Source organism: Sphingomonas sanguinis NBRC 13937 (assembly GCF_001591005.1).
Lineage (GTDB): Bacteria > Pseudomonadota > Alphaproteobacteria > Sphingomonadales > Sphingomonadaceae > Sphingomonas > Sphingomonas sanguinis.
In genome coordinates this window covers 149493-172296 of sequence record NZ_BCTY01000003.1, presented here as the reverse complement: position 1 = coordinate 172296, position 22804 = coordinate 149493, and the positions used below count along the sequence as shown (strand labels likewise).

The window sequence follows — 22804 nt, the reverse complement described above, 5'->3', positions numbered from 1 at the left end:
AACCCCCGCCGATACGGATCGGCGGGGTCGCTTCCTTCCCCAAGGAAGAGGGGTGGCACCGGGGTCGACGCCCCGAGGATCACATCACGACGCGATACGCCCCAGCCGGTGGTACAGATGCGCGAACTTGATTGAGCGGGGGTCGTCGGCGACGCGCTTGACGTGTTCGGCGATGGCTTCCTTCATCAGGGCGAAGTCTTCGGTGGAGAAGACGGCGCGGCTGCGTTGCGGTTCGGTCGGCATGGCATTTTCTCCTCTGAAACGGTGGTTATCAGGCGGCCTGGACGAACTGGGCCGCCTCGGTGGATTCGGCGAGCGCGGTGGTGGAGCTGTTCCCACCCGCCGCGACTTGCGCGATCAGGTCGAAATAGCCGGTCCCCACCTCACGCTGGTGACGGGTCGCGGTATAGCCGTTCGCTTCGGCGGCGAACTCGGCCTGTTGCAGCACCGAATAGGCCGCCATGCCGCGATCCCGATATCCGCGCGCCAGCTCGAACATGCCGTAGTTGAGCTGGTGAAAGCCGGCGAGCGTGACGAACTGGAACTTGTATCCCATCGCCCCGATCTCCCGCTGGAAGCGGGCGATGTCGTCGCGGTCGAGATTGGCCTCCCAGTTGAAGCTGGGTGAGCAGTTATAGGCCAGCATCTTGCCCGGATATTCGCGCTGGATCGCCTCGGCGAAGCGGCGCGCGTCGGCGAGATTGGGCTTGGACGTCTCCCACCACAACAGGTCGGCATGGGGCGCGAAGGCCAGGCCGCGCTGGATGCAATGGTCGACGCCGGTGCCGTCCTTCAGCCGGAAAAAACCCTCCGCCGTCCGCTCGCCGGTCAGGAACGCCCGGTCGCGCTCGTCCACGTCCGAGGTGATGAGCCGTGCGCTCTCGGCATCGGTGCGCGCGCAGATCACCGTCGGTACGCCCGCCACATCCGCCGCCAGCCGCGCCGCATTCAGGTTGCGGATATGTGCCGCCGTCGGGATCAGCACCTTGCCGCCCAGATGGCCGCATTTCTTTTCCGAGGCGAGCTGGTCCTCGAAATGCACACCCGCCGCACCCGCCGCGATATAGGCCTTCATGATCTCATAGCAGTTGAGCGGGCCGCCGAATCCGGCCTCGGCATCGGCGATGATCGGTGCGAACCAGTCGCGCGACACCGCGCCCTCCGCATGTTCGATCTGGTCGGCGCGGGCCAGCGTCGCGTTGATCCGGCGGGCGAGCTCCGGCCCGGCATTGGCGGGGTAGAGCGACTGGTCGGGATACATCTGTCCGGCGGTGTTGGCGTCCGCCGCGACCTGCCAACCCGACAGATAGATCGCCTTCAGCCCGGCACGCACCATCTGCATCGCTTGATTGCCCGACAGCGCACCCAGCGCATGGACATAATCCTCGGTCTTCAGCAGCTCCCACAGCTTCAGCGCGCCACGCCGGGCCAGCGTATGTTCGATCGCGATCGATCCGCGCAGCCGCGCGACATCTGCCGGGGTGTAGGGGCGGGTGATGCCGTCGAACCGTCCGGTGGGGGCGGGGATGAGGTCCTGGAAGTTCGGCATCGCGTCGTCCTTTACAAATAGGGGCTTGTTGACGAGGACTTTGCCGGGTGTCGGACCGCTGATGAAGGCTCTGTCGTTTTGCTACCGCGTCTCCGGGTCGCTGCCACGTCGTCCCTTGCAGGTTGTGTTGTAAAGAATTGACAGCGTGGAAACGGACGCGCAGCCTGTCCGCAGGAGGGTGGAGCATGAGCGCAACCAAGCTGATCGCCGGACACGCGGTGCGACGGGTGCGTCGCCAGAACGGGCTGTCGCAAGCCGCGATGGCGGAGATGCTCGACATCTCGCCCAGCTATCTGAACCTGATCGAGCGCAACCAGCGGCCGGTATCGGCCGCGTTGCTGGTCCGGCTGGTCGAGACATTCGACTTCGATCCGCGCGCCTTGACGGCGGCGGCACCGGGGGGCGGGGCGGCGGCGATGCGGCGGCGGCTGGCCGATCCGATGTTCGCCGATCTGGAGATCGACCGCAGCGAGCTGGAGGAATGGCTGGCGGCGGCGCCGGGCGGTGCGGAGGCGTTTGCCCGCGCCTTTGACCGGCTGGGCGGCGGCGTGGCGGAGGTGGCCGCGACACCCGACCCGACCGTGCAGGTGCGCCGCGAGATCGAGCGGTGGCGCAACCATTTCCCCGACCTCGACGCCGCCGCCGAGCTGCTCGCGGACGAATTGCGCCTGATGGCGGGCGACCTGTACGGCGCGCTGGCCGAGCGTTTGCGGGTGCGTCATGCGCTGTCCATCCGGGTGCTGCCGGTCGACATCATGCCCGACCGGCTGGTGCGGCTGGACCTGCACGCCCGGCAATTGCAGCTGTCCGAAATGCTCGAGGCGCCGGGCCGCGTCTTTGCGCTGGCGGTCCAACTGGCCCAGTCGGAGGCGCGGGCCGAGATCGAGGCGCTGGCGCGCGGCGCAGCCTTTGGCGACCGCATCGCCGAACGGCTCTTCCGCCGCTATCTGGCACAGTATTTCGCCGCCGCTTTGGTCATGCCCTATGCCCGGTTCCTGCGCGCGTGCGAGGCGACCGGCTATGACCTGGCCGTGCTGCGTCGCCGCTTCGGGGTGTCGCATGAGCAGCTGGCGCACAGGCTGACCACGCTGCACCGGGTCGGCGCGCGAGGGCTGCCCTTTTTCATGTTGCGGATCGACCGCGCGGGGCAGGTGTCGAAGCGGCTGGTCGGGGCCGCTGATCCCGGTCTGGCCGAGGCCGAAGCCTTGTGCCCGCTCTGGAATGCGCTGGGCGCGTTCGACCGGGCGGGGGAGCCGATATCGCAAAGCGTCGTCATGCCCGATGGCGCGGCCTTCCTGACCGTGGCGCAGCGGGTCGATCGGGCCGGGCGATCGGCGTCTGGCGCTTCTGCGCAGTTCGCCATCCTATTGGGGCTGGCAGCGGCCTTGTCGGGTCAGCTGTCGGAGAGGCTGGGGGGAGAGACGGCGCGGCCCGCGACGCCGATCGGCCCAGGATGCCGTCGATGCCCCCGACCCGATTGTCCGCAACGCTCGCTCCCGGCGATCGGCCGTCCGTTGATGGTCAACGAGCGCGAACGGACGGTGGCTTCGCTGCCCTGTGCGGGCGACTGAGCGCCGGACTTGTGGAGCGATCGGCAAAGATTTCAACCTATTTGCCAAGTCCTTAAAGGAATTTGATCGGCTTTCACCAGTTGTAAGGAGTCATCGTGTAGCGTTCGATCCCGATGAATTGGCTCTTCCTCCGTCTCCGTTCATTGGAATTCCGTTTTGCGGTCATGCTGTCGACCGTCCTGTGCATTTCGACTGCGTTGGGCCTGACGGGCGTATCGTTCCATCGGCAACTGGTTTCGACCACCGAGGCGACCGGGCGCATCGCCATGAACCTGGACGATTTTGCGGCCGCCGATACCCAGTTGCGGGTCCTGCGTATTCACTTGATGGATGTGAAACGCCGCTTAGACCGGCATGACGGGAATAGAGAGGCGGATTGGGCGGCGATGGAGCAAATGCTCGCCGCGCAGTTGGCGCAGCGGCAAGCGGGGGCGCTGGCCCTGACGCCCCGCGGCCAAGACGTAGAGATACGGCTGCGGAAGGCCGAGCAACGCTTCTTCCGCGAAACCCGGGCGATCCTGCGGGACGCGCGGGCCGATCCCCGGACGCTCCAAGCCGCGCTTCCCCGGTTTCAGCGCTCGCTGCGCTCGGTGGAATATTGGCGGGACGATATGCGCCGGATGATGCGGCGGGAACTGACCCGGCGCACGCGTGAGGCCGCTCTGCTGGCGCGTCATGGACTGATGCAAATGACGCTGGCCGCCGTGTTGATGCTGATACTGGTTGGTGCACTGATCCTGTGGCTGCGCTGGCGCATCATCGAACCGCTGATGACGATCGTCGCGGCCGTGCGCGCGATGAAAGGCGGGCGGGCGCTGCAACCCTTGCCCTATGCACAGCGCGTCGATGAACTGGGCGAGTTGACCCGCGCGTTGCAGGCGTTCGCGCAGGAGGCCGAGGAGCGCGAGCGTATTCAGCGCCAGGTCGAATATCTGGCGCATCACGATCCGCTGACCGGTCTCGCCAACCGGCTGGTCTTTGCCGAGCGGTTGGAAAAGGCGCTTCAGGCGGGGCGGCGGATCGCGTTGCTGGCGATCGATCTGGACGGGTTCAAGAGCGTCAACGACACATTGGGCCATGCCACCGGCGACGCGATGTTGCAGCGGGCCAGCGCCATGCTGCTCGCGGCGGTGGACGAGGGGGATGTCGTCGCGCGCATCGGCGGCGACGAATTCGCGATCATCCACTATCTTTCGGAGACCGAGCGCGATGCCCAGGCGGTCGCGGATCGCATCTATGGCGTGGCCGCGGCCGATCCGGCGACACCGTCGGTCCGCCTGAGCATCGGCATCGCCCTGTCCCAGCATCACGGCATCGAGTGCGACGAACTGCAGGCCTGTGCCGATATCGCACTCTACCGGGCGAAGGCCGATGGCCGCCACCGCGCACGCCACTATGACGCGGCGATGGACGAGGAACGGCGGCAGCGCCACTGGCTGGCCCATGAGCTGCGCGATGCCAGCGTGCGGGGCGAGTTGAGCCTGGCGTTCCAGCCGATCGCCGATTGTCCCTCCCGCCGCATCATCGGGCAGGAGGCGCTGGCGCGCTGGACCCATCCGGTTTTGGGACCCGTCAGCCCCGATATCTTCATCGCACTGGCCGAGGAAAATGGGCTGATCGCGGAGATTGGCCGGTTCCTGCTGGTCGAGGCGCTGGTCGCCGCGCGCGACTGGCCCCGCGACTGGATGCTGGCGATCAACCTGTCCCCTGTACAGTTGCGTGACCCGTTGTTGGCGGACGAGATGCTGGCGACCATCGCGGACCATGGCATGCACCCCCGCCGGGTGGAGGTGGAAGTGACCGAAGGTGTGCTGATCGACCGGCGCGAAACCGCCACGGCCAATTTGCGCACGTTGCGCGGGGCGGGGGTGCGCATCGTGATGGACGATTTCGGCACCGGCTATTCCTCGCTCAGCAGCCTCCAGCAATTCCCGTTCGACAAGATCAAGATCGACCGGAGCTTCATTCGCGCGATGGATGCGCAGGGCCCCGCCCTGTCCATCGTGCGCGCCTCGCTGGGCCTAGGGCGCAGCTTAAACATTCCGATCGTCGCCGAGGGCGTCGAAACCGAGTATCAATATGCGATGCTGCGCGACCTGGGTTGCGACCAGATCCAGGGCTATCTGATCGGGCGTCCCGCGATTTCCCACGCCCAGGCGGCCTGATCCGATCAGGGGCAGGGGCTGTCGTCGGTCAGGCGACTTCTTCGGAGATCATCCGCACGATCATATGCCCCGAATAGGGTTTGGGCACGAAGCGAACCCCGGCCGGAAGATTGTCGGGGACATAGCTCTGGTCGCCCGACGTCACGAGGACCGCGACGTGCGGATGCGTCTCGCTCACCCGTGTCGCCAAGGCCGCGCCATCAAGCGTTCCGGGCATGGTCACATCGGTGAAGATCACCCGTATTTCGGGATGCCGGTCCAGCGCGACCAGCGCCTCGTCGGCACTGCTCGCCTGAACGACCCGGTATCCCGCATCCTCGAACGCGAACTGGACGTGGATGAGAAGCAGGGGCTGATCTTCAACGACAAGAATGGTGGGGGGCTGGACATCCATGGTCCCGCTAAAAGCCCACCATTCTGCATACGTTCCGAAATTGATTAAAATTACGTCTATCCGGTTTCATGCGCCGCTGTCGGTCAGGCCGGTGAGCTGGTCCTCGGACAGGGTCAGCCGCATGGCGGGGGTCAGCTCGGACAGCTGCGTCACGCTGGTCGCGCTGGCGATCGGTGCGCTGACACCGGGTTGTGCCATCAGCCAGGCGAGCGCGACCTGAGCCGGGGTCGCGCCGGTTTCCGCCGCCACCGCGTCCAATGCCGCCAGTACCGCGCCGCCCTTGCCGTGCAGCAATTCGCCCATCTTCGCGCCGCGCACGCTTTGCGACAGGTCGGCCTCGCTGCGATACTTGCCGGTCAGGAACCCGGCGGCGAGACCGAAATAAGGGACGACGCCGATATTCTCGGTGACGCAATAATCCTGCAACTCACCCTCGAATGCGTGGCGGCTGACCAGATTATATTCGGGTTGCAGGACGTGGTAGCGCGGCAGCCCCGCATCGCGCGCGGCCTCGTTTGCCGATTTCAGCCGGGCGGCATGGAAGTTGGACGCGCCGATCACCCGGACCTTCCCCGCTTCGACCAGACGGCCAAAGGCTTCCATCACCGCGTCCTGCGGCTGGTCTTCGTCATCCTGATGCGCGAAATACAGGTCGATCCGATCAGTGCCGAGCCGTTTCAGCGAGGCTTCGGCCGCCGCCGCGATCCGGGCGGGCGCCAGCTTTTCGCCGCCTTCGCCGGGCAGCATCCCGACCTTGGTCGCGATCAGCACCCGGTCGCGCTTGCCGCTGGCCTTCAGCCATTCGCCGATCATTGTCTCGGATTCGCCGCCCCGATGGCTGTCGACCCAGGCGGAATAGACGTCCGCCGTGTCGATCATCGTGCCGCCTTGGTCGACAAAGGCGTCGAGCACCGCAAAGCTCGCCGCGCGGTCGGCGGTCCAGCCAAAGACATTGCCGCCCAGCACCAGCGGCGCGATCATCAGGTCGGTCGAGCCCAGGCGGCGAAGCGGCAGGTCGGTCATGGCGGGATCAGCTTTCGTTGTCGGTGGGATTCTCCGCCTCAACGTCCGAAGGGGCCATCGCGTTCAGATCGACCGCATTGGCATCGAGCATGGCGGCGGCTTCGTTGAGCTGGCGATTCTCCTCCGCGCTCAGCCCCTGGGGCTGGTCATGCGAGGAACAGGCGGCGAGCGGCAGGAGCGCGGCGGCAAGGGCAAGGCGTTTCATCGTGCCATCATGGCAAAAGCCCAGATGAAAGGAAAAGGGGGAACCGGCACGGCGGCCGGATGCGTTGATGCGGCTCTTGTTTCCTATCCGTGAGGTCGACGTCATGCTCGCATCGTTCAAAATGGGTCTGGTCGGTGGGCAGCGCGCGATGACGCCGCTGGCCGCCGTGTCGATCGCCGCCGCGCGCGGGCAGCTGCCGCTCGGCAAGGGCGTGCTGCGCTGGCTGGCGAATCCGATCATAGCGGCGGGTACGCTGGCCCTCGCGATCGGCGAGATGGCGGGCGACAAGCAGAAGACCGCGCCCGACCGGATCGTGCCTGTCGGATTGGCGGCACGCTTCGCGACCTCGGCCATCGCGGGCGCGGCGCTGGCGTCACCGAAGCGTCGCTGGCTGGGCGCGGCGATCGGCGGCGTGACGGCGGTCGTCGCCTCCTATCCGGGCTGGCGCGGCCGGATGGCGGCACTGGGGCGCTATGGCCAGACCAAGACCGGCTTTGCGGAGGATGTCGCGGTCTTGGCCAGCGCGGTGGGGATCGTGCGGGGGCGGCGAGGCTGATCGCCTCGCTCAGGCGCTTGGTGGGGTCGGAAATAATCGCGCCCACCAGCGCCGCCCAAGCCTATGCCAGAGCAAGGCCATGGCGAGGGCGAGCAGTAGCGGCGGCCCCATATAGGCGATCAGGGTGAGCAGGGTCGTGACTGTCCACGTAAACGACGCATAGGCGGTGTTCCCTGCTTCGGCCAACCGAGCCTGAAGGCCGACACCGCTGCCCGCGGTATATTGGAAGCTGATCGGCGTAACGAGGACGCTCGCCCGAGCCGTGGCGGCCGCCGCGATACTGTCGCGACGTTGACGATCCAGTTCGGCCCGGCGCGCCAGCAATTCGTTGCGCTCCGAAGTGGACAGGCCGGGCAGCGCCAGCCGCTTGTCAATCGCGGCGCGGTCCTGCGTCGAGTCCGCCATATTGGTATCGGCCCCCTGGATCGTCGGTGCAGTGTCGGTGCCAAGGATTTCCGCCCCCGTCAGGGCTCCGCCGCCCGCCTCGACCCGTTTGACGCCATCGCGACCGAAAGTGCGGGCGATAGGGGAAGCTACGGCCATGTCGAGGCTAGCCGAGGCGTTACCGGCTTCGTCGACGTGATAGGCCATGCCGGTGATCCGACACTGCGGCCCCAGTTTTTCGCAGGCTTGGGCTTGTGCCTCCTGCGCGTCGGCGATCTGTTGCGAGGGCAGTCGCAGATCATAGCGATAGGAAAAGGCGAGGCCGCTCGCATTGCTGGCTGTGTTGCCTGCCTCACCATGGTCCGGTGCCTTGCTACAACCTGCAAGCACCAACAGAGCCATTGCGACACCCAACCACCGCATGATCATACTCCCGTCAGATCATTCTCAAAGCGTATCGATCCGGTGGGAATTGCGTCAAGCGACTTCGTGGAAAGCGAGCGTTGTTATTCCGCAGGTGAGGAATGTTCTTCAGCCTCTGGTACCTAAAGCCGGAAACGCCGTCCATTTCTCCTGGGACTGTGCGCTGTCCAGCACCGCCTCGACGAACGCCATCGTCCGCAGGCCCGATTCCAGCCCCGGATACCATTCCGCCTCACCCGGAGCACCGCCGTCCGCCGGGCCGCCGTTGCGCAACGACTCCGCCACCGCGCGATAGAGGTTGCCGAACGCCTCGATATAGCCTTCCGGGTGGCCCGAAGGCGTGCGCAGGCGGGGTAGGGTAGAGGGGCTGAGGCCCGGACCGCCGGCACGGACGATCTCGGCGGGGCGGTCGAGCCAGCGCAGGGTCAGCGTGTTGGGCTCCATCTGCGACCATTCCAGGCCGCCTTTCTCGCCATGGATGCGGATGCGCAGGCCATTTTCCTCGCCCGCCGCCACCTGGGTCGCGCGCAGCGTGCCGCGTGCACCCTCGGCGAAGCGGAGCAGGACGTTGACGTCATCGTCGAGCACCCGGCCCGCGACATGGGTCGTCACGTCCGCCGACAGCGCCTCGACCGTCAGGCCGGAGATATGCTCGGCCAGCTGAAAGGCATGGGTGCCAATATCGCCCAGCGCGCCGCCGAGCCCGGCGCGGCTTGGGTCGGTGCGCCATTCGGCCTGCTTGTTGCCCTCGCGGTCGAGCGCGGTGCTGAGCCAGCCTTGGACATATTCGACATGGACCAGTCGGATGCGGCCGAAATCGCCGCGCGCGACGCGGGCTCGCGCCTCCTCGACCATAGGATAGCCGCTATAGGTGAAGGCCAGCGCATAGAGCTGCCCCGACGCCCGCGCCGCGTCGGCGATGGCGCGCGCCTCGGCGAGGTTCATCGCCATCGGCTTTTCGCTGAACACCGGAAAGCCAGCGTTCAATGCCGCAATCGCCATCGGTGCGTGGAGGTGATTGGGGGTAACGATCGCCACCGCGTCGATCCGCTCTCCCTCGGGCCGTGCGCGCTCGTCGGCGAGCAGGGCGTCGATGGTGGCATGGACGCGGGATGGATCAAGGCCCAGCGCCTCGCCGCTACGCCGATTGCGCTCGACATCGCTGCTGAACGTCCCCGCGACCAACTCCCAGTCGCCGTCCAGCGCCGCCGCCATCCGGTGCACGCCGCCGATGAACGCGCCCTCACCGCCGCCTGCCATGGCCAGCCGCAACTTTCGTCCCGCCATCACCCTCTCTCCTGTCATCCCAATCGCTTATAACGCGATATTCGGTGCTTGCATGGCATCGGTTTAACGGTAAACTCAGGCAAGAACCAGCGAGTCTGGGCAAGAAAATTTCGGGAGAGAGAGGATGAGGCAGCTCATCGGGCTGGCCGCCGCCATACCGGCCCTGGTCGCGGGTATCGTGGCCATACAGGCACCGTCCACCGCACAGACCGCGCCCGCCGCGGGCGCGCAGGCCTTTGCCGCGTGCCGGGCCTGCCACACGCTGAACAAGGGCGGGCGCAATGGTGTCGGTCCCAATCTGAACGGTGTGTTCGGGCGTCCGGCGGGCTCGGTCGCGGGGTTCAACTATTCGCCCGCGATGAAGGCGTCGGGGCTGAAATGGGACGACAAAACACTCAATGAGTTCATCGCCGCACCGATGAAGAAGGTGCCGGGTACGCGGATGCCGATCGGCGTCGCCGATCCCGCCAAGCGCGCCGCGCTCATCGCCTATCTCAAGGCCGAGACGGCGAAATGAGTGCTGCTCCCGCCATGCGCGGCCCGGGCATCTTCCTGGCGCAGTTCATGGGCGACGCAGCACCGTTCGACACGCTGGACTCGGCGGCGCGCTGGATGGCGGAGGCGGGCTACGAGGGCGTGCAGATCCCGACCTGGGATGCGCGCTGTATCGACCTGAAGCTGGCGGCCGAAAGCCAGGATTATTGCGACGACCTGGCCGGGCGCTGTGCCGAAGCGGGCGTCGCGATCACCGAATTGTCGACCCATTTGCAGGGCCAGCTCGTTGCCGTTCACCCGGCCTATGACGCCGCCTTTGACGGTTTCGCGCCGGAGGCGGTGCGAGGCAAGCCCGCCGAGCGGCAGCAATGGGCGGTCCAGCAGCTTCTCTATGCCGCCAAGGCCAGCCGACGGCTGGGCTTGAGCGCGCATGCGACCTTCTCGGGCGCGTTGCTCTGGCCCTTCGTCTATCCCTGGCCGCAGCGGCCCGCCGGGCTGGTCGCGGAAGGGTTCGCCGAACTGGGCAAGCGATGGCACCCGATCCTGGATGCGTTCGAGGGGGAGGGCGTCGACCTCTGCTACGAGCTGCATCCGGGCGAGGACCTGCACGACGGCACGACGTTCGAGCGGTTCCTGGATTCCGTCGGCGGCCATCAGCGCGCCGCCATACTCTACGACCCCAGCCATTTCGTGCTGCAGGCGATGGACTATCTGCAATTCATCGACTTTTACCATGACCGCATCCGCATGTTCCACGTCAAGGATGCCGAGTTCAATCCGACCGGCCGGGCGGGCGTCTATGGCAGCTATAGCGACTGGGTGGATCGGCCGGGGCGGTTCCGTTCGCTGGGCGACGGGCAGGTCGATTTCGGCGGCATTTTCTCGAAGCTCACCCAATATGGCTATGCCGGTTGGGCGGTGCTGGAATGGGAATGCTGCCTGAAGCATCCGGAGGACGGCGCGCGTGAGGGCGCACCCTTCATCGCGGCGCACATGATCCGCCGGGCCGAGCGGGCCTTTGACGATTTTGCCGGTGGTGGCGACCCAGCGGCCAATCGGCGCTGGTTGGGAATTTAACGATTGCAAGGACTTGACCATCCGCCCCGGAAGGTAAAGTCTGACAAGAAAACATAAGCGGGAGAGGGGCATGGAAGCGATACCGGACAATCGGTCGCGTCTGTTCTGGCTGAGCGTGCTGGCGTTGTTCACGGCGGCGGCGAGCGCGGCGTTGCGGGCGGCGGTGGCGAGCAGCCTGAAGGCACAGTGGATCGATCCCATCGCGCCGGTGCAGGCGGGCGAGCTGATCGGCTCGGCGTTGGGCTCGGCCTTTCTGGGCTTTGCCGCGACCCTGTTCGTGGCGAGTGCGCTGCTCGACCGGATCGGCGCGCGGCAAATGCTGATCGGGTGCGGCCTGTGTTTCCTGGTCGGTACCACCGCGATCATCGGGGCGGGCCATGTCGCGACGGGCATGGGTGTCTATCACATCGTCTGGGGCGGGATGCTGCTCAGCGGCATCGGCTGGGGGCTGGCCGAGGCGTCGATCAACCCGCTGACCGCGCGGCTCTACCCGGAAGAGACGACGCACCGGCTGAACGTGCTCCACGCCTGGTATCCCGGCGGGCTGATCGTCGGCGGGCTGGCGGGCGTGCTGCTGGCCGAGCTGTTGTCGTGGCAGGCGATCATGGCGCTGGTCCTGGTCCCGGCGCTGGGCGTGCTGGTGATGGCGGCGACCACCCAATTCCCGCCGGTGCCGCGCGAAGTACGTGACGTCGGCTTCGGCGGCATGATCGCGGAAGTCTTTAAGCGGCCGAGCTTCTTCGTCTGGTTCGCCGCGATGTTCCTGACCGCCGCGTCCGAACTGGCGCCGGGCCAATGGCTGGATGTGGCGCTGAGCAGCCGGGTCGGCATGCGTGGCATCCTGCTGCTGGTCTATGTCAGCGCCTTGATGTTCGTGTTCCGCCACTTTGCCGGGCGGATCGCGGGGCGGCTGTCCAATCCGGGGCTGCTCTGGGTGTCGAGCCTGATGGCGGGCATCGGCCTGTTCCTGTTGTCACGGGCGCAGTCGCCGGTGGCGGCGATCCTGGCCTCGACCGTCTGGGGGCTGGGCGTCTGTGCGATGTGGCCGACCATGCTGGCCTCGGTCGCGGAGCGCTATCCGCGCGGCGGGGCCTGGGCGTTGGGTCTGGTCGGATCGGCGGGCGCGCTGTCGAGCTTCTTCGTCCTGCCACAGCTGGGCGCGATGTTCGACGCCGCCAAGGTCGAACTGGCCGGTGGGCCGGAGGCGTTCAAGCGGCTGACCGGCGAAGCGTTGCGCCAGGTCGAGGATGCGGCGGCGTCGCAGTCCTTTGCGCGGCTCGCCATCGTGCCGGTGATCCTGCTGTTCGTGTTCGGCGGCATCTGGCTGGCCGAGCGCCGCAATCCGCGCCGGGTGATCATCGGCGAGCGGGTCGCGTGACCCCCTCGCGCCGCACCGTGATGGGCGGGCTGGCCGCTGCCGTGCCCGCCGCCGCACTGGGTGGGCAGAAGGCTGACAAGCCGTCCAACGCCGCGCGCTTTACCCTGGGCTTCGCGCCGCATCTGGGCAGCTTCGCCAGCCGGGGCGCGAGTTCGGTCGAGCAGATCGCTTTTGCTGCCGACCAGGGCTTCTGGGCGTGGGAGGACAATGAATATGCCCTCCGCCCGGTCCCCGAGCAGGAGGCCATCGCCAAGGCGCTGCGCCAGCGGAACATGACGATGGGCGTCTTCGTCGCCTCCATGCCCAAATGGGCGGAGTCCCGGCCCTTGCTGGGCGGCGAGGACGAGGGCGAGCGCCAGGCCTTCCTCGCCGATGTGCGAAACGCGGTCGAAGTCGCCAAACGCGTGAATGCCAGATGCGCGACGGTCGTCACCGGCTTCATGGACAAGAAGCTCCATCCCGCGATCCAGCAGGGCCGGATCATCGACACGATGCGCCGCGCCGCCGATATCGTCGCGCCGCACGGCCTGATCCTGGTGATGGAGCCGCTCAACACGCGGACCAACCATCCGGGTGTGTTCATGCAGTCGATCGCAGAGGGCTATGCCGTGGCGCGCGGGGTGAACAGTCCCGGCGTCAAGGTGCTGGCCGACCTGTATCACGAGCAGATTCAGTCGGGGAACCTGATCCCCACGCTGAAGCTCTGCTGGGACGAGATCGGCTATATCCAGTTCGGCGACAATCCGGGCCGCAACGAGCCGGGCAGCGGTGAGATCAACTATGCCAATGTCTGCCGCTATCTGAAGGAGCGCGGCTACCGGGGCGTGATCGGCATGGAGCACGGCAATTCGGTCCAGGGCCGGGCCGGCGAAGACACACTGATCGCGGCGTACCGCGCGATCGATCCGACAGCATGAGGAGGGGAGCGATGCGGATGCTACCGTTGATCGCACTGATGATGGCCGGAAGCGCCATGGCGCAGGACAAGCCGGGTTTGGGATTTCGCGACACGCCGATGCTGCCGGGCGGAAAATGGCATGTCCATGATCCCGACCGGCCAGCGCCCAAGGTGGTGACGCCTGCCGCGCAAGCCGGTGGCGCGCCGTCCGATGCGGTGGTGCTGTTCAACGGCCGCTCCATGGACGCCTGGACCCCCAGCGGTAAGTCCTGGCTGCTGAAGGACGGCGCGATGACCGTGCCGCCGCGCGACGGCAAGGCCGAGAGCGTGCTGGTCAGCAAGCAGAGCTTCGGCGACGTGCAGCTTCACCTCGAATTCCGCTCGCCCAATCCACCGCAGAAATCGTCGCAGGACCGGGGCAATAGCGGCATCTGGTTCATGCAGCGCTACGAGGTGCAGATCCTCGATGGCTATAACAACCCGACCTATGCCGATGGGCAGGTCGGCGCGGTCTATGCCTGGAAGCCGCCGCTGGTGAATGCGGCGCGGAAACCCGGCGAGTGGCAGAACTACGACATCATCTTCGAGCGGCCGCGCTTTGGCGCAGACGGCAAGCTGCTGCGCCCGGCCTATGTCACCGCGCTGCTGAACGGCGTCGTCGTCCAGAATCATCAGGCGATGTTGGGTACCACCATCTGGCGGCAGGTCGAAAAATACCAGGCGCATGGTGATGCCGCGCCGATCCAGCTTCAGGACCATGATTCGCCCGTTTCATTCCGCAACATCTGGGTCCGCCCGTTGCCGCCCGAGGCGATCGCGCAGGACCTGCCGGAGGATGCCCGATGACCCCCCATATCGACCGCAGACATGCTTTGGCGGGCATCACCGCCATGTTCGGCTCCGCCCTGTTCGCGCCCATCGCTCGTGCGGCGGGTGCAGTGGAGCAAGCGCGCGGCACTATTCCCGTCATCTCGGACGGACCGCCCAGCATGGCCGTCTTCACGCCTACCCAGCGCGCGACGATGGTCGCCCTGTCCGAGCGGGTGATCCCGACCACCGACACCCCCGGCGCCATCGCGGCCAAGGTGCCCGAGTTCATCGAGAAGATGCTCGCCGATTGGGCCAGCCCCGAGGACAAGACTCCGATCATCGCCGGGCTGAACGCGATCGAGGCGCGCAGCCTGAGCGTCAACAAGCTGTCCGCCGCCAAGGCAACCGCGGCGCAACAGGACACGCTGCTGACCGAAGCGATGGAAGGCGTGCTGCCGGAGGGTAGGGCGTTCTTCGAGCCGTTCCGACAGCTGGTCATCACCGGTTATTACACGTCGGAAATCGGCATCACGCAGGAGCGCGAATATCTGCCCGTGCCCGGCGAATATAACGGCGCTTTCCCTTATTCTCAGGTCAACAAGGTGTATTCGGCATGATCGATCGTCGTTCGTTGATGGGCGCAGGGCTGGGCCTGGGTGCCGCCGCGCTGGTGCCGGGCACGGCGCAGGCCGCGCAGCTCGGGGCGATCGGGCTGCAACTCTATACGATCCGCGAGCTGTTCGCCGCCGATCCGGTCAAGACTTTGGAGGCGGTGGCGAAGATCGGTTACCGCGAGGTCGAATATGGCGGGGGCGGCTATGACGCGATGGATCATGCCATGCTCCGCCGCACGCAGGACCGGCTGGGGCTGAAGGCGCCGTCGATCCACGTCCCTTACGACTCGCTGCTCGGCAAGTTCGATGCGTGCGTGACCATGGCCAAGACGCTGGGCGCCGATACCGTCATCCTGCCGTACATGACCGACGAGCATCGCACCGAGGCGGGCTGGAACGCGGCGCTGCCCAACATCAACCGCTTCGCCGAGCAGTTGAAGAAGGCGGGGCTGGGCTTTGCCTATCACAATCACGACTTCGAGTTCACCACCAAGCCCGGCGGTGTCAGCCTGTATGACCGGCTGCTCAAGGAAACGAACCCCGCGCTCGTGAAGCTGGAGATCGATCTCTATTGGGCAATCCATGCGGGCGAGGATGCAGCGGCGCTGATCCGGCGGCTGGCGGGCCGAATCTATGCCTATCACGTCAAGGATGCGCGCGCCGATGGCAGCATGACGGCGGTCGGCGCGGGGCAGATCGACTTTGCCTCGATCTTCAGGCTCAACCGCCTCGCGGGCGTGAAGCATTTCTATGTCGAGAACGATCAGGCGCCCGCGCCCTATCTGCCCGACATCACCACCAGCTTCCGCACGCTGCGCGGCTTGCGGTTCTGAAATCATAACGAGATCATAGGGAGGACAGCCATGGCGGCGACGAACCGTTTCGACGCGATCGTGATCGGGTCGGGCATCAGCGGCGGTTTCGCCGCCAAGGAACTGACCGAAAAGGGCCTGCGCGTCCTGATGCTCGACCGGGGCGTCATGGTCGAACATGGCGAGGGCTATCCCTATGACGGCAAGCCCGCCTTCGAAGTGCCGGCGCGCAACATCATGCCCAAGCCGCTGGTCGAGAGCGATTATTTCATTGCCAAGCACGGCTATGTCGCGCCCAGCAACCAGAAATTCTACAATGACGACCGGCTGAATCCCTATGCCTATGACGAGGGCAGCAAATTCTACTGGATCAGGCCAGCTGCGGTCGGCGGCAAGTCGCTGATCTGGGGGCGCTGGTCGTTCCGCTGGAGCGAGGGCGATTTCGAGGCGAACAAGCGCGAGGGCGTCGCCGCCGACTGGCCGATCCGCTACGACGATGTCGCGCCCTGGTATAGCTATGTCGAGAAGTATATCGGCGTCTCGGGCTCGCGCGAGAACCTGCCCTATCTGCCCGATAGCGAGTTCCAGCCGCCGATGCCGATGAATGTCGCGGAAAAGTGGCTGAAGGAACGGCTGGAGGGCCAGTTTCCGGGGCGCAAGCTGATCCACAGTCGCCTGTCCAACATGACCGAGGATAAGCCCGACCAGAACCGCACCAAATGCCAGTTCCGCAACCAGTGCGGCAATGGCTGCTCCTTCGGCGCCTATTTCTCGACCCAGGCGGTGACCTTACCTGCGGCGCGCGCGACCGGGCGGCTGACGCTGCAATCCGATGCGGTGGTGACGGGGATCGACTATGATCCGGCGAAGAAGAAGGTCACCGGCGTCCGTTATGTCGATGCCAAGACGGGGCAGGCGCAGACGGTCAGCGCCAATCTGGTCTTCGTCTGCGCCTCGGCCATGGGGTCGGTGCAGATCCTGATGAACTCGCGGGCGCCGGGTTCGGAGCGCAGCCATTTCGACAGCAGCGGGACGCTGGGCCGCTATGTCATGGACCATATCTTCCGGGTCGGCGTGTCGGGCGAGATTCCGGGCATGGACGACCTGATCGAATATGGCCGTCGTCCGGGTGGGGTGTACGTGCCGCGCTTCCGCAACCTGAAGGGCGATGAGGGGCTCGGCTTCCGGCGCGGCTATGGCTACCAGGGCTCGGCCTATCGCAACGCCGCCAAGCCGGTTGGCTTCGGCGCGGAGATGAAGCATGGGATGCGCCGTTATGGCCCCTGGCAGTTCAGCATGGGCGCGTTCGGCGAATGCCTGCCCTATGAGGATAATCGCGTGTCGCTGCACTCCAGCAAGGTCGATCGCTTCGGCATGCCGCTGATGAAGTTCGACGTGACCTTCCGCGACAATGAGCTGAAGATGATGGCCGATGCCCGGCGCGAGGGCGAGGCGATGCTGCGCGCGGCGGGGCTGAAGAACGTGACCAGCGGCGAGTCCGAGCATGTCCCCGGCGACGCGATACACGAAATGGGCGGCGCGCGCATGGGCGCGGACCCCCGCCAGTCGGTGCTCAACAAATGGAGCCAAGCGCATGACGCGTCGAACCTCTATGTCACCGACGGCGCGCAGATGGCGTCGGTGTCGTGCGTGAATCCCTCGCTGACCTTCATGGCGCTGACCGCGCGGGCGGCGGACCATGCGGTTAAGGGGCTGAAGGCGGGGGCGGTTTGAGAAGAAGCGTAACCTTTGTTCCTCCCCTCCAAGGGGAGGTAGCAGGCCGAAGGCCTGACGGAGGGGTGTCCCGCTATCGAGAGGGGGATACCCCTCCACCATCCTTCGGATGGTTGCCTTCCCCTGCAAGGGGAGGAATAGGGAATGGCTACTAACGTCGGCAAACGCCCCGAAGGCGTCACCATCCGCGCGGTCGGCGAGCGCGCGGGCGTGTCGGCGATGACCGTCTCCAACGTCATCAACGGCGCTGGCAAGGTCGGCCCGGCGACGCGCGCCGCCGTGCTCGCCGCGATCGACGAACTGGGATACCGCCCCAACATCGCTGCGCGCCGCCTGGCCAAGGCGAAAGTGACGACGCTGGGCCTGCTCTACAGCGACCGGGGGACGCCGTTCATCGACTCGATCCTGCTCGGCGCGCTGCGGGCGACCAATGCGCGCGGGTTGCAGTTCATCGCCCAGGCCGAAGAGGCGCTGACCCGCGAGGCGGCGGAGGCGGCGGTTCGCGCGCTGGTGCAGGGCGGTGCGTCGGGCGTGCTGCTGGTGCCGCCCTTCGCCGAATTGCTCAGCGGATCGGGGCTGTTCGCCGATCTGGGCGTGGCGGCGGCGGCGATCGCGACCGGGCTGCCCATGGCCGATATCTCGACCGTGCGGATCGACAATCGCGCGGCGATGGCGGCGGTGACCGCGCATGTCGCGGGGCAGGGACATCGGCGGATCGGTTTCCTCGCCGGGCCGGAAAGCTTTTCGGTCGCCGCAGAGCGGTTGGCGGGGTTTTGCGACGGGCTGGCTGCGAGCGGGATGGCCTATGATCCGGCGTTGGTCGTCCGGTGCGGTTTCGATCCGGTATCGGGGGCGCAGGCGGGGCGCGCATTGTTGACGCTGGCGGAGCGGCCGAGCGCGATCCTGTGCAGCAGCGACGATATGGCGGCCGGGTTGATCGGTGAGGCGCATCGCATGGGGCTGCGGCTGCCCGATGGCCTGGCGGTGACGGGGTTCGACGATACCGCGATCGCGGCGCGGCTCTGGCCGCCGCTGACCGTCATCCGTCAGCCGGTGGGCGATATGGCGTTCCGCGCGGTCGAGCAGGTGCTGGCCTCGCTCCGCTCGCGGATGGTGCAGGACCGGGTGCTCGATTTCGAGCTGGTCGCGAGGGAGTCGGTGGGGCGGGGGTAGGGCTCGGCTTTTCGTTCAGGCAAATCGCGGGTGGAGAAAAGCTCGCGCCCAAAAAACACCTCCCGTACCCCGGCGAAGGCCGGGGCCCAGGCTCCAGCAAGCGCGTGGCGCGCCAACCGGTGAGGGGGAGGCCATGAAACCCCGCCTTCGATGGTTCACCGCAACTGGGCCCCGGCCTTCGCCGGGGTGAAGCGATCACCTCACCCCGTTCGCCCATATTCCGCGATCGTCGCCACTTCCTCGGGATCGCCCAGCACCACGCCGACGCGCTGGTGGAGGCCGATCGCGGCGACGTCCATGATCGGGATGGCCCCGTCGATCGACGCGCCGCCCGCCTGTTCGATCAGGAAGCTCATCGGGTTCGCCTCATAGAGCAGGCGCAGCTTGGCCTTGCCGTCCTTGCGGTGGTCGCCCGGATAGAGGAACACGCCGCCGCGCTTCAGGATGCGATGCACGTCCGCGACCATCGAGGCGGTCCAGCGCATGTTATAGTCGACGCCGCACGGCCCCTCGGTACCCAGGATACGCTCTTCGACATAGCGGGCGACACCTGGCGACCATTGGCGGCGGCGCGCCATGTTGATCGCGAATTCCTTGGTGCCGGTGGGGATGCGCATCGGCCCGTCGGTCAGCCGCCACGACCCGATCTCGCGGTCCAGCGTGAATTCGTAGACGCCGGTGCCGACGGTCAGGACCAGCAGCGTCTGCGGGCCGTATATGGCATAGCCCGCCGCCACCTGCGACCGGCCGGTCTGGAGGAAATCCTCCTCGGTCACTTCGCGGCCTGCGCAATCCTCGGGCGCCTTCAGGACCGAGAAGATGGTGCCGACCGACAGGTCGACATCGACATTGCTCGACCCGTCGATGGGATCGAACAGCAGCAGATATTCGCCGCGCGGGAAGCGGTTCGGGATGCGGTGGATCGTCTCCATCTCCTCCGATGCCATGGCGGCCAAGTGTCCGCCCCATTCATTGGCGTCGAGCAGCAGGTCGTTGGCGATCACGTCCAGCTTCTTCTGGACCTCGCCCTGCACATTCTCGCTGCCCAGGCTGCCCAGCACATCGCCCAGCGCGCCCTTGGAGATCGCCTGGTTCACCGCCTTGCACGCCCGCGCGACGGTTTCGATCAGCAGGCGCAGTTCGGCCGGGCAGGTTTCTTCGGAGCGACGCTGCTCCTCGATCAGGAAACGGGTGAGCGTCGTCTGGCGCGGGGTCGTCATCGTCACGAATGCTCCGGGAAGGGCATGGGGATGATCGGCCCTGCGGGCTCCCTCCCGCCGGACCGCGCCATGGTGGCGGCGCTACCCATGGACCGGGGCGCACCGCTTCGCAATCGGCTGTTAAGGCAGGTCGTGCTTTATTGAGGCGTAGCATTTCTGTTATATCCCATTTGCCAAGTGGGATATGATGGGGGTCGGAGGATCGTCCATGTCGACCAAGCCGTTCACTGCTGCCACCTCTCGCGAGGATGTTTCCGCGACCGGGATCGACGGAATCGTCTCGGCGCTGCGTGCCGCGCGGCAGGGATGGCGGGTGCGGCAGGACGGGACGCGCGACGTCGAGCGTTTTCCCTCGCGCGCCGGGGTCGAGGACGTCGTCGCCCTGGTCGCCGCTGCACTCTATCCGCGTCGCCTGGGCCATTTCAGGGGGCCCGCGCAGGAGGAGGACCGCTTCGTCGCGGCCAAGCTGCTCGCCGCGCTGACCGCGCTGGAACGCGAGATCGGCGCGGAGCTGGCCTATTGGCAGAAGGATGCGGACGAGACCTTCCCGCCCGAACAGGCTGCGCTGGTCGCGCGTTTGTTCGGCGCGACCCTGCCGCAGGTGCGCGAGTTGATCGACAGCGATGTCGAGGCCGCGTTCCTGGCCGACCCGGCGGCGCGCAGCGTGGACGAGATTCTGCTCTGCTATCCGGGCGCGGTCGCCAGCCTGCACCACCGCATCGCGCATGAGCTGAACGCGCTGGGCGCGCCGATCGTCGCGCGCATGATTTCCGAACTCGCCAATGAGCGGACCGGGATCGACATCCATCCCGGCGCGACCATCGGGCGGCATTTCTTCGTAGACCATGGCACCGGCGTCGTCGTCGGCGAAACCGCGATCATCGGCGAGCGGGTTCGCGTCTATCAGCATGTGACGCTGGGCGCGCGGTCCGCGCTGGGCACCGCGCCGCGTTCGCCGCGCGACCGTTTCGCCCGGCATCCGATCGTCGAGGATGACGTCATCATTTACGCTGGCGCGACCATATTGGGTCGTGTCACCATCGGCGCGCGCTCGGTGATCGGGGGCAATGTCTGGCTGCTGACCGATGTCGCGCCCGAGAGTGTGCTCGTCCAGCCCGAGGCTTTGCATCTGCCGCGCGCCGAGGGGAGGGCGCTGCGTCAGGAATTGGAGGGAACGGCATGACGGGGGGACGCAAGCCGATCATCGGCCTGATGTGCGGCAACGAAGTGGCGAACCGCCCGATCCAGGCGGTGGCGACTCGCTTCATCGATCCGCTGGTCCGGCTGTGCGGCGCCAGCGTCGTCATCGTCCCCGCCATTCCCGAGGCGGTCGATACCGTGATGATGGCCGACATGCTCGACGGCCTGCTGCTGACCGGCGGCCGTTCGCATGTCGCGCCCGCGCAATATGGCGATGGGGCCACGCTCGCCCCCTCCGCCTGCGATCCGCAGCGCGACTCGGTGGCGCTGGCATTGGCCGGGCGGATGATCGATCGCGGCAAGACGGTGTTCGGCATCTGCCGGGGGATGCAGGAGATCAACGTGCTGTTCGGCGGTTCGCTGACCTGCCTGGGCGGCCTGCCGCGCCATCATCGCGGGAGCTGGGATTCGGATTATGAGTCGCTGTTCGATCACCACCACGCGGTCGACCTGATGGCTGGCGGCGTGCTGGCGGGGCGCAGCACACAGCGGCGGGTACAGGTCAATTCGGTGCACCAGCAGGGCGTCGACCGGCTGGGCTATGGGTTGGTCGTCGAGGCGCGCGATGCCGAGGACGGGCTGATCGAGGCGTTCCGCGCGCCGGGGTGCGACGCCGATGTGCTGGCGGTGCAATGGCATCCCGAATGGGACATTGCGACCTGCGGCGTGGCGCAGGGTTTCTTCTCGCTGATGGGCGAATCGGTGCGCGGCCACGCCTGATCGTCCCGGGCGACCCGGCTATCATATTTGCAAGTGACAGGACGCGGCCCGGCTGGATAAGAGGGGCGGACATACCTTTTTACAGGAGTCCGGGTCGATGAAGCTGCTGCGTTATGGAGAAATCGGGCAGGAGCGCGCCGGGTTGCTGGATGCCGACGGTCACATCCGCGCCTTGCCAGAGGCGCTGGGCGATCTGGGCGGCGACCGCCTGACGCCGCAAGGCCTGGCCGAGATCGCCGCGCTCGATCCCGCCACGCTGCCGCTGGTCGAGGGGAACCGGCGCCTGGGGTCGTGCATCGCGCGGCCGGGCAAGTTCGTGTGTATCGGCCTCAACTATCGCGACCATGCCGCCGAGAGCAATCTGCCGATCCCGGCCGAGCCGGTGGTGTTCGGCAAATGGTCGAGCGCGATTGTCGGCCCGAACGACGATGTCGAAATCCCACGCGGCTCCGAAAAGACCGATTGGGAGGTCGAACTGGGCGTCGTGATCGGCAGCCGCGCGCGCTATGTCTCGCAGGACGATGCTCTGGCCCATGTCGCGGGCTATTGCGTCGTGCATGACGTCAGCGAGCGCGCCTACCAGCTGGAGCGCGGCGGCACCTGGGACAAGGGCAAGGGCTGCGACACGTTCGGCCCGACCGGCCCCTGGCTGGTCACCGCCGACGAAGTGGGCGATCCCCAAGCGCTGCGCCTGTGGCTGGATGTCGATGGCCAGCGCTATCAGGACGGCAACACCGCCGACATGATCTTCACCATCGCCGAAATCGTCTCCTATGTCAGCCAGTTCTGCACACTGGAGCCCGGCGACATCATCACCACCGGCACACCCAAGGGCGTCGGCATGGGCCAGAAGCCGCCGGTCTATTTGCGCGCCGGGCAGACGGTGCGGCTGGGCATCGACGGTCTGGGCGAGCAGACGCAGCGCTTCGTCGACGCCGCGTGACGGTCACGCTGGCGTAAAATGAAGCGGTCGGGGAGCGACGCAGGGTTCGCGTCGCTCCCGTTAAGGCTTGCCAAGCGAGCACCGGCCACCATAAGGTTACGCATATAAAATATAGATTTCATGGAGAAGGAGCGCAGCCATGGCGGCCAATCGAGCGGCCCAGTGTGAAGGAG

The 22804-nt window shown here is 66.6% G+C and carries 23 protein-coding genes; 15 read left to right on the top strand and 8 right to left on the bottom strand.

Features of this window, described 5'->3' with window-relative positions:
- Positions 1-84 precede the first annotated feature (84 nt).
- Together SSA01S_RS19760 and aceA are read right to left on the bottom strand one after the other, a co-directional pair.
- Entirely contained in the window at positions 85-243 is a 159-nt protein-coding gene (locus SSA01S_RS19760; protein ID WP_167345467.1) for a hypothetical protein, read from the bottom strand.
- 28 nt (positions 244-271) lie between these two features.
- A complete protein-coding gene (gene aceA / locus SSA01S_RS03430) occupies positions 272-1549 on the bottom strand; it encodes an isocitrate lyase (protein WP_061779222.1) in 1278 nt (425 codons plus the stop codon).
- Between the two features lie 185 nt (positions 1550-1734).
- On the opposite strand from aceA, the gene SSA01S_RS03425 reads away from it, so the two are divergent.
- Positions 1735-3120 carry a helix-turn-helix domain-containing protein gene (locus SSA01S_RS03425; RefSeq protein WP_061779221.1) on the top strand — a complete coding sequence of 462 codons (1386 nt, stop codon included), beginning with the start codon at positions 1735-1737 and terminating at the stop codon, positions 3118-3120.
- Between the two features lie 164 nt (positions 3121-3284).
- Positions 3285-5285, top strand: a complete 2001-nt coding sequence (locus SSA01S_RS03420; RefSeq protein WP_167348884.1) for a putative bifunctional diguanylate cyclase/phosphodiesterase — start codon at positions 3285-3287, stop codon at positions 5283-5285.
- 28 nt (positions 5286-5313) lie between these two features.
- Here the strand turns inward: SSA01S_RS03420 and SSA01S_RS03415 are convergent, their stop codons facing one another.
- From SSA01S_RS03415 to SSA01S_RS03405, 3 genes are all read right to left on the bottom strand, one after another.
- A complete protein-coding gene (locus SSA01S_RS03415; protein ID WP_061779219.1) occupies positions 5314-5679 on the bottom strand; it encodes a response regulator in 366 nt (121 codons plus the stop codon).
- Between the two features lie 66 nt (positions 5680-5745).
- Positions 5746-6702, bottom strand: coding sequence for an aldo/keto reductase (locus tag SSA01S_RS03410; RefSeq protein WP_061779218.1), 957 nt, complete (start codon positions 6700-6702; stop codon positions 5746-5748).
- Positions 6703-6709: 7 nt separating this feature from the next.
- Positions 6710-6907 carry a hypothetical protein gene (locus SSA01S_RS03405; RefSeq protein ID WP_058717590.1) on the bottom strand — a complete coding sequence of 66 codons (198 nt, stop codon included), beginning with the start codon at positions 6905-6907 and terminating at the stop codon, positions 6710-6712.
- A gap of 103 nt (positions 6908-7010) precedes the next feature.
- Here SSA01S_RS03405 and SSA01S_RS03400 point away from each other — a divergent pair, with 103 nt between their 5' ends.
- Positions 7011-7463: a DUF4126 family protein gene (locus tag SSA01S_RS03400; protein ID WP_061779242.1), complete on the top strand. Its 453-nt coding sequence runs from the start codon at positions 7011-7013 to the stop codon at positions 7461-7463.
- Between the two features lie 9 nt (positions 7464-7472).
- On the opposite strand, the gene SSA01S_RS03395 is transcribed toward SSA01S_RS03400, so the two are convergent.
- Both SSA01S_RS03395 and SSA01S_RS03390 read right to left on the bottom strand, forming a co-directional pair.
- Positions 7473-8270, bottom strand: a complete 798-nt coding sequence (locus tag SSA01S_RS03395; protein WP_156477652.1) for a hypothetical protein — start codon at positions 8268-8270, stop codon at positions 7473-7475.
- A gap of 108 nt (positions 8271-8378) precedes the next feature.
- Positions 8379-9557 (bottom strand): Gfo/Idh/MocA family protein, encoded by a 1179-nt coding sequence (locus tag SSA01S_RS03390; protein WP_061779216.1) that lies wholly within the window; start codon positions 9555-9557, stop codon positions 8379-8381.
- Positions 9558-9681: 124 nt separating this feature from the next.
- On the opposite strand from SSA01S_RS03390, the gene SSA01S_RS03385 reads away from it, so the two are divergent.
- From SSA01S_RS03385 to SSA01S_RS03345, 9 genes are all read left to right on the top strand, one after another.
- Complete coding sequence (locus tag SSA01S_RS03385; RefSeq protein ID WP_061779215.1) at positions 9682-10074, top strand: c-type cytochrome; 393 nt, start codon at positions 9682-9684, stop codon at positions 10072-10074.
- Positions 10071-11129: a sugar phosphate isomerase/epimerase family protein gene (locus SSA01S_RS03380; protein ID WP_061779214.1), complete on the top strand. Its 1059-nt coding sequence runs from the start codon at positions 10071-10073 to the stop codon at positions 11127-11129. The genes SSA01S_RS03385 and SSA01S_RS03380 overlap by 4 nt, the downstream gene beginning before the upstream one ends.
- Before the next feature lie 70 nt (positions 11130-11199).
- A complete protein-coding gene (locus SSA01S_RS03375; RefSeq protein ID WP_061779213.1) occupies positions 11200-12507 on the top strand; it encodes an MFS transporter in 1308 nt (435 codons plus the stop codon).
- Positions 12504-13424, top strand: coding sequence for a hydroxypyruvate isomerase family protein (locus tag SSA01S_RS03370; RefSeq protein ID WP_156477651.1), 921 nt, complete (start codon positions 12504-12506; stop codon positions 13422-13424). Before SSA01S_RS03375 ends, SSA01S_RS03370 begins: the two co-directional genes overlap by 4 nt.
- Before the next feature lie 17 nt (positions 13425-13441).
- Entirely contained in the window at positions 13442-14251 is an 810-nt protein-coding gene (locus tag SSA01S_RS03365) for a 3-keto-disaccharide hydrolase (protein WP_439951129.1), read from the top strand.
- Positions 14248-14832, top strand: coding sequence for a gluconate 2-dehydrogenase subunit 3 family protein (locus SSA01S_RS03360; protein ID WP_061779211.1), 585 nt, complete (start codon positions 14248-14250; stop codon positions 14830-14832). The genes SSA01S_RS03365 and SSA01S_RS03360 overlap by 4 nt, the downstream gene beginning before the upstream one ends.
- Complete coding sequence (locus tag SSA01S_RS03355) at positions 14829-15662, top strand: sugar phosphate isomerase/epimerase family protein (protein WP_061779210.1); 834 nt, start codon at positions 14829-14831, stop codon at positions 15660-15662. Before SSA01S_RS03360 ends, SSA01S_RS03355 begins: the two co-directional genes overlap by 4 nt.
- A 30-nt stretch (positions 15663-15692) precedes the next feature.
- Positions 15693-17375 carry a GMC family oxidoreductase gene (locus SSA01S_RS03350; protein WP_061779209.1) on the top strand — a complete coding sequence of 561 codons (1683 nt, stop codon included), beginning with the start codon at positions 15693-15695 and terminating at the stop codon, positions 17373-17375.
- A 144-nt stretch (positions 17376-17519) separates the two neighbouring features.
- Positions 17520-18548 carry a LacI family DNA-binding transcriptional regulator gene (locus SSA01S_RS03345; protein WP_061779208.1) on the top strand — a complete coding sequence of 343 codons (1029 nt, stop codon included), beginning with the start codon at positions 17520-17522 and terminating at the stop codon, positions 18546-18548.
- A gap of 200 nt (positions 18549-18748) precedes the next feature.
- Here SSA01S_RS03345 and SSA01S_RS03340 read toward each other — a convergent pair whose 3' ends face one another.
- Positions 18749-19768, bottom strand: coding sequence for a class 1 fructose-bisphosphatase (locus SSA01S_RS03340; RefSeq protein WP_061779207.1), 1020 nt, complete (start codon positions 19766-19768; stop codon positions 18749-18751).
- Positions 19769-19976: 208 nt separating this feature from the next.
- Between SSA01S_RS03340 and epsC the strand changes: the two genes are divergently transcribed.
- From epsC to SSA01S_RS03325, 3 genes are all read left to right on the top strand, one after another.
- Positions 19977-20951, top strand: a complete 975-nt coding sequence (gene epsC / locus SSA01S_RS03335; RefSeq protein ID WP_061779206.1) for a serine O-acetyltransferase EpsC — start codon at positions 19977-19979, stop codon at positions 20949-20951.
- On the top strand, positions 20948-21688 hold the full coding sequence (locus tag SSA01S_RS03330; RefSeq protein ID WP_174521620.1) for a gamma-glutamyl-gamma-aminobutyrate hydrolase family protein: 741 nt from the start codon (positions 20948-20950) through the stop codon (positions 21686-21688). The genes epsC and SSA01S_RS03330 overlap by 4 nt, the downstream gene beginning before the upstream one ends.
- A gap of 97 nt (positions 21689-21785) precedes the next feature.
- A complete protein-coding gene (locus SSA01S_RS03325) occupies positions 21786-22631 on the top strand; it encodes a fumarylacetoacetate hydrolase family protein (RefSeq protein WP_061779205.1) in 846 nt (281 codons plus the stop codon).
- The last annotated feature ends 173 nt before the right edge of the window (positions 22632-22804 follow it).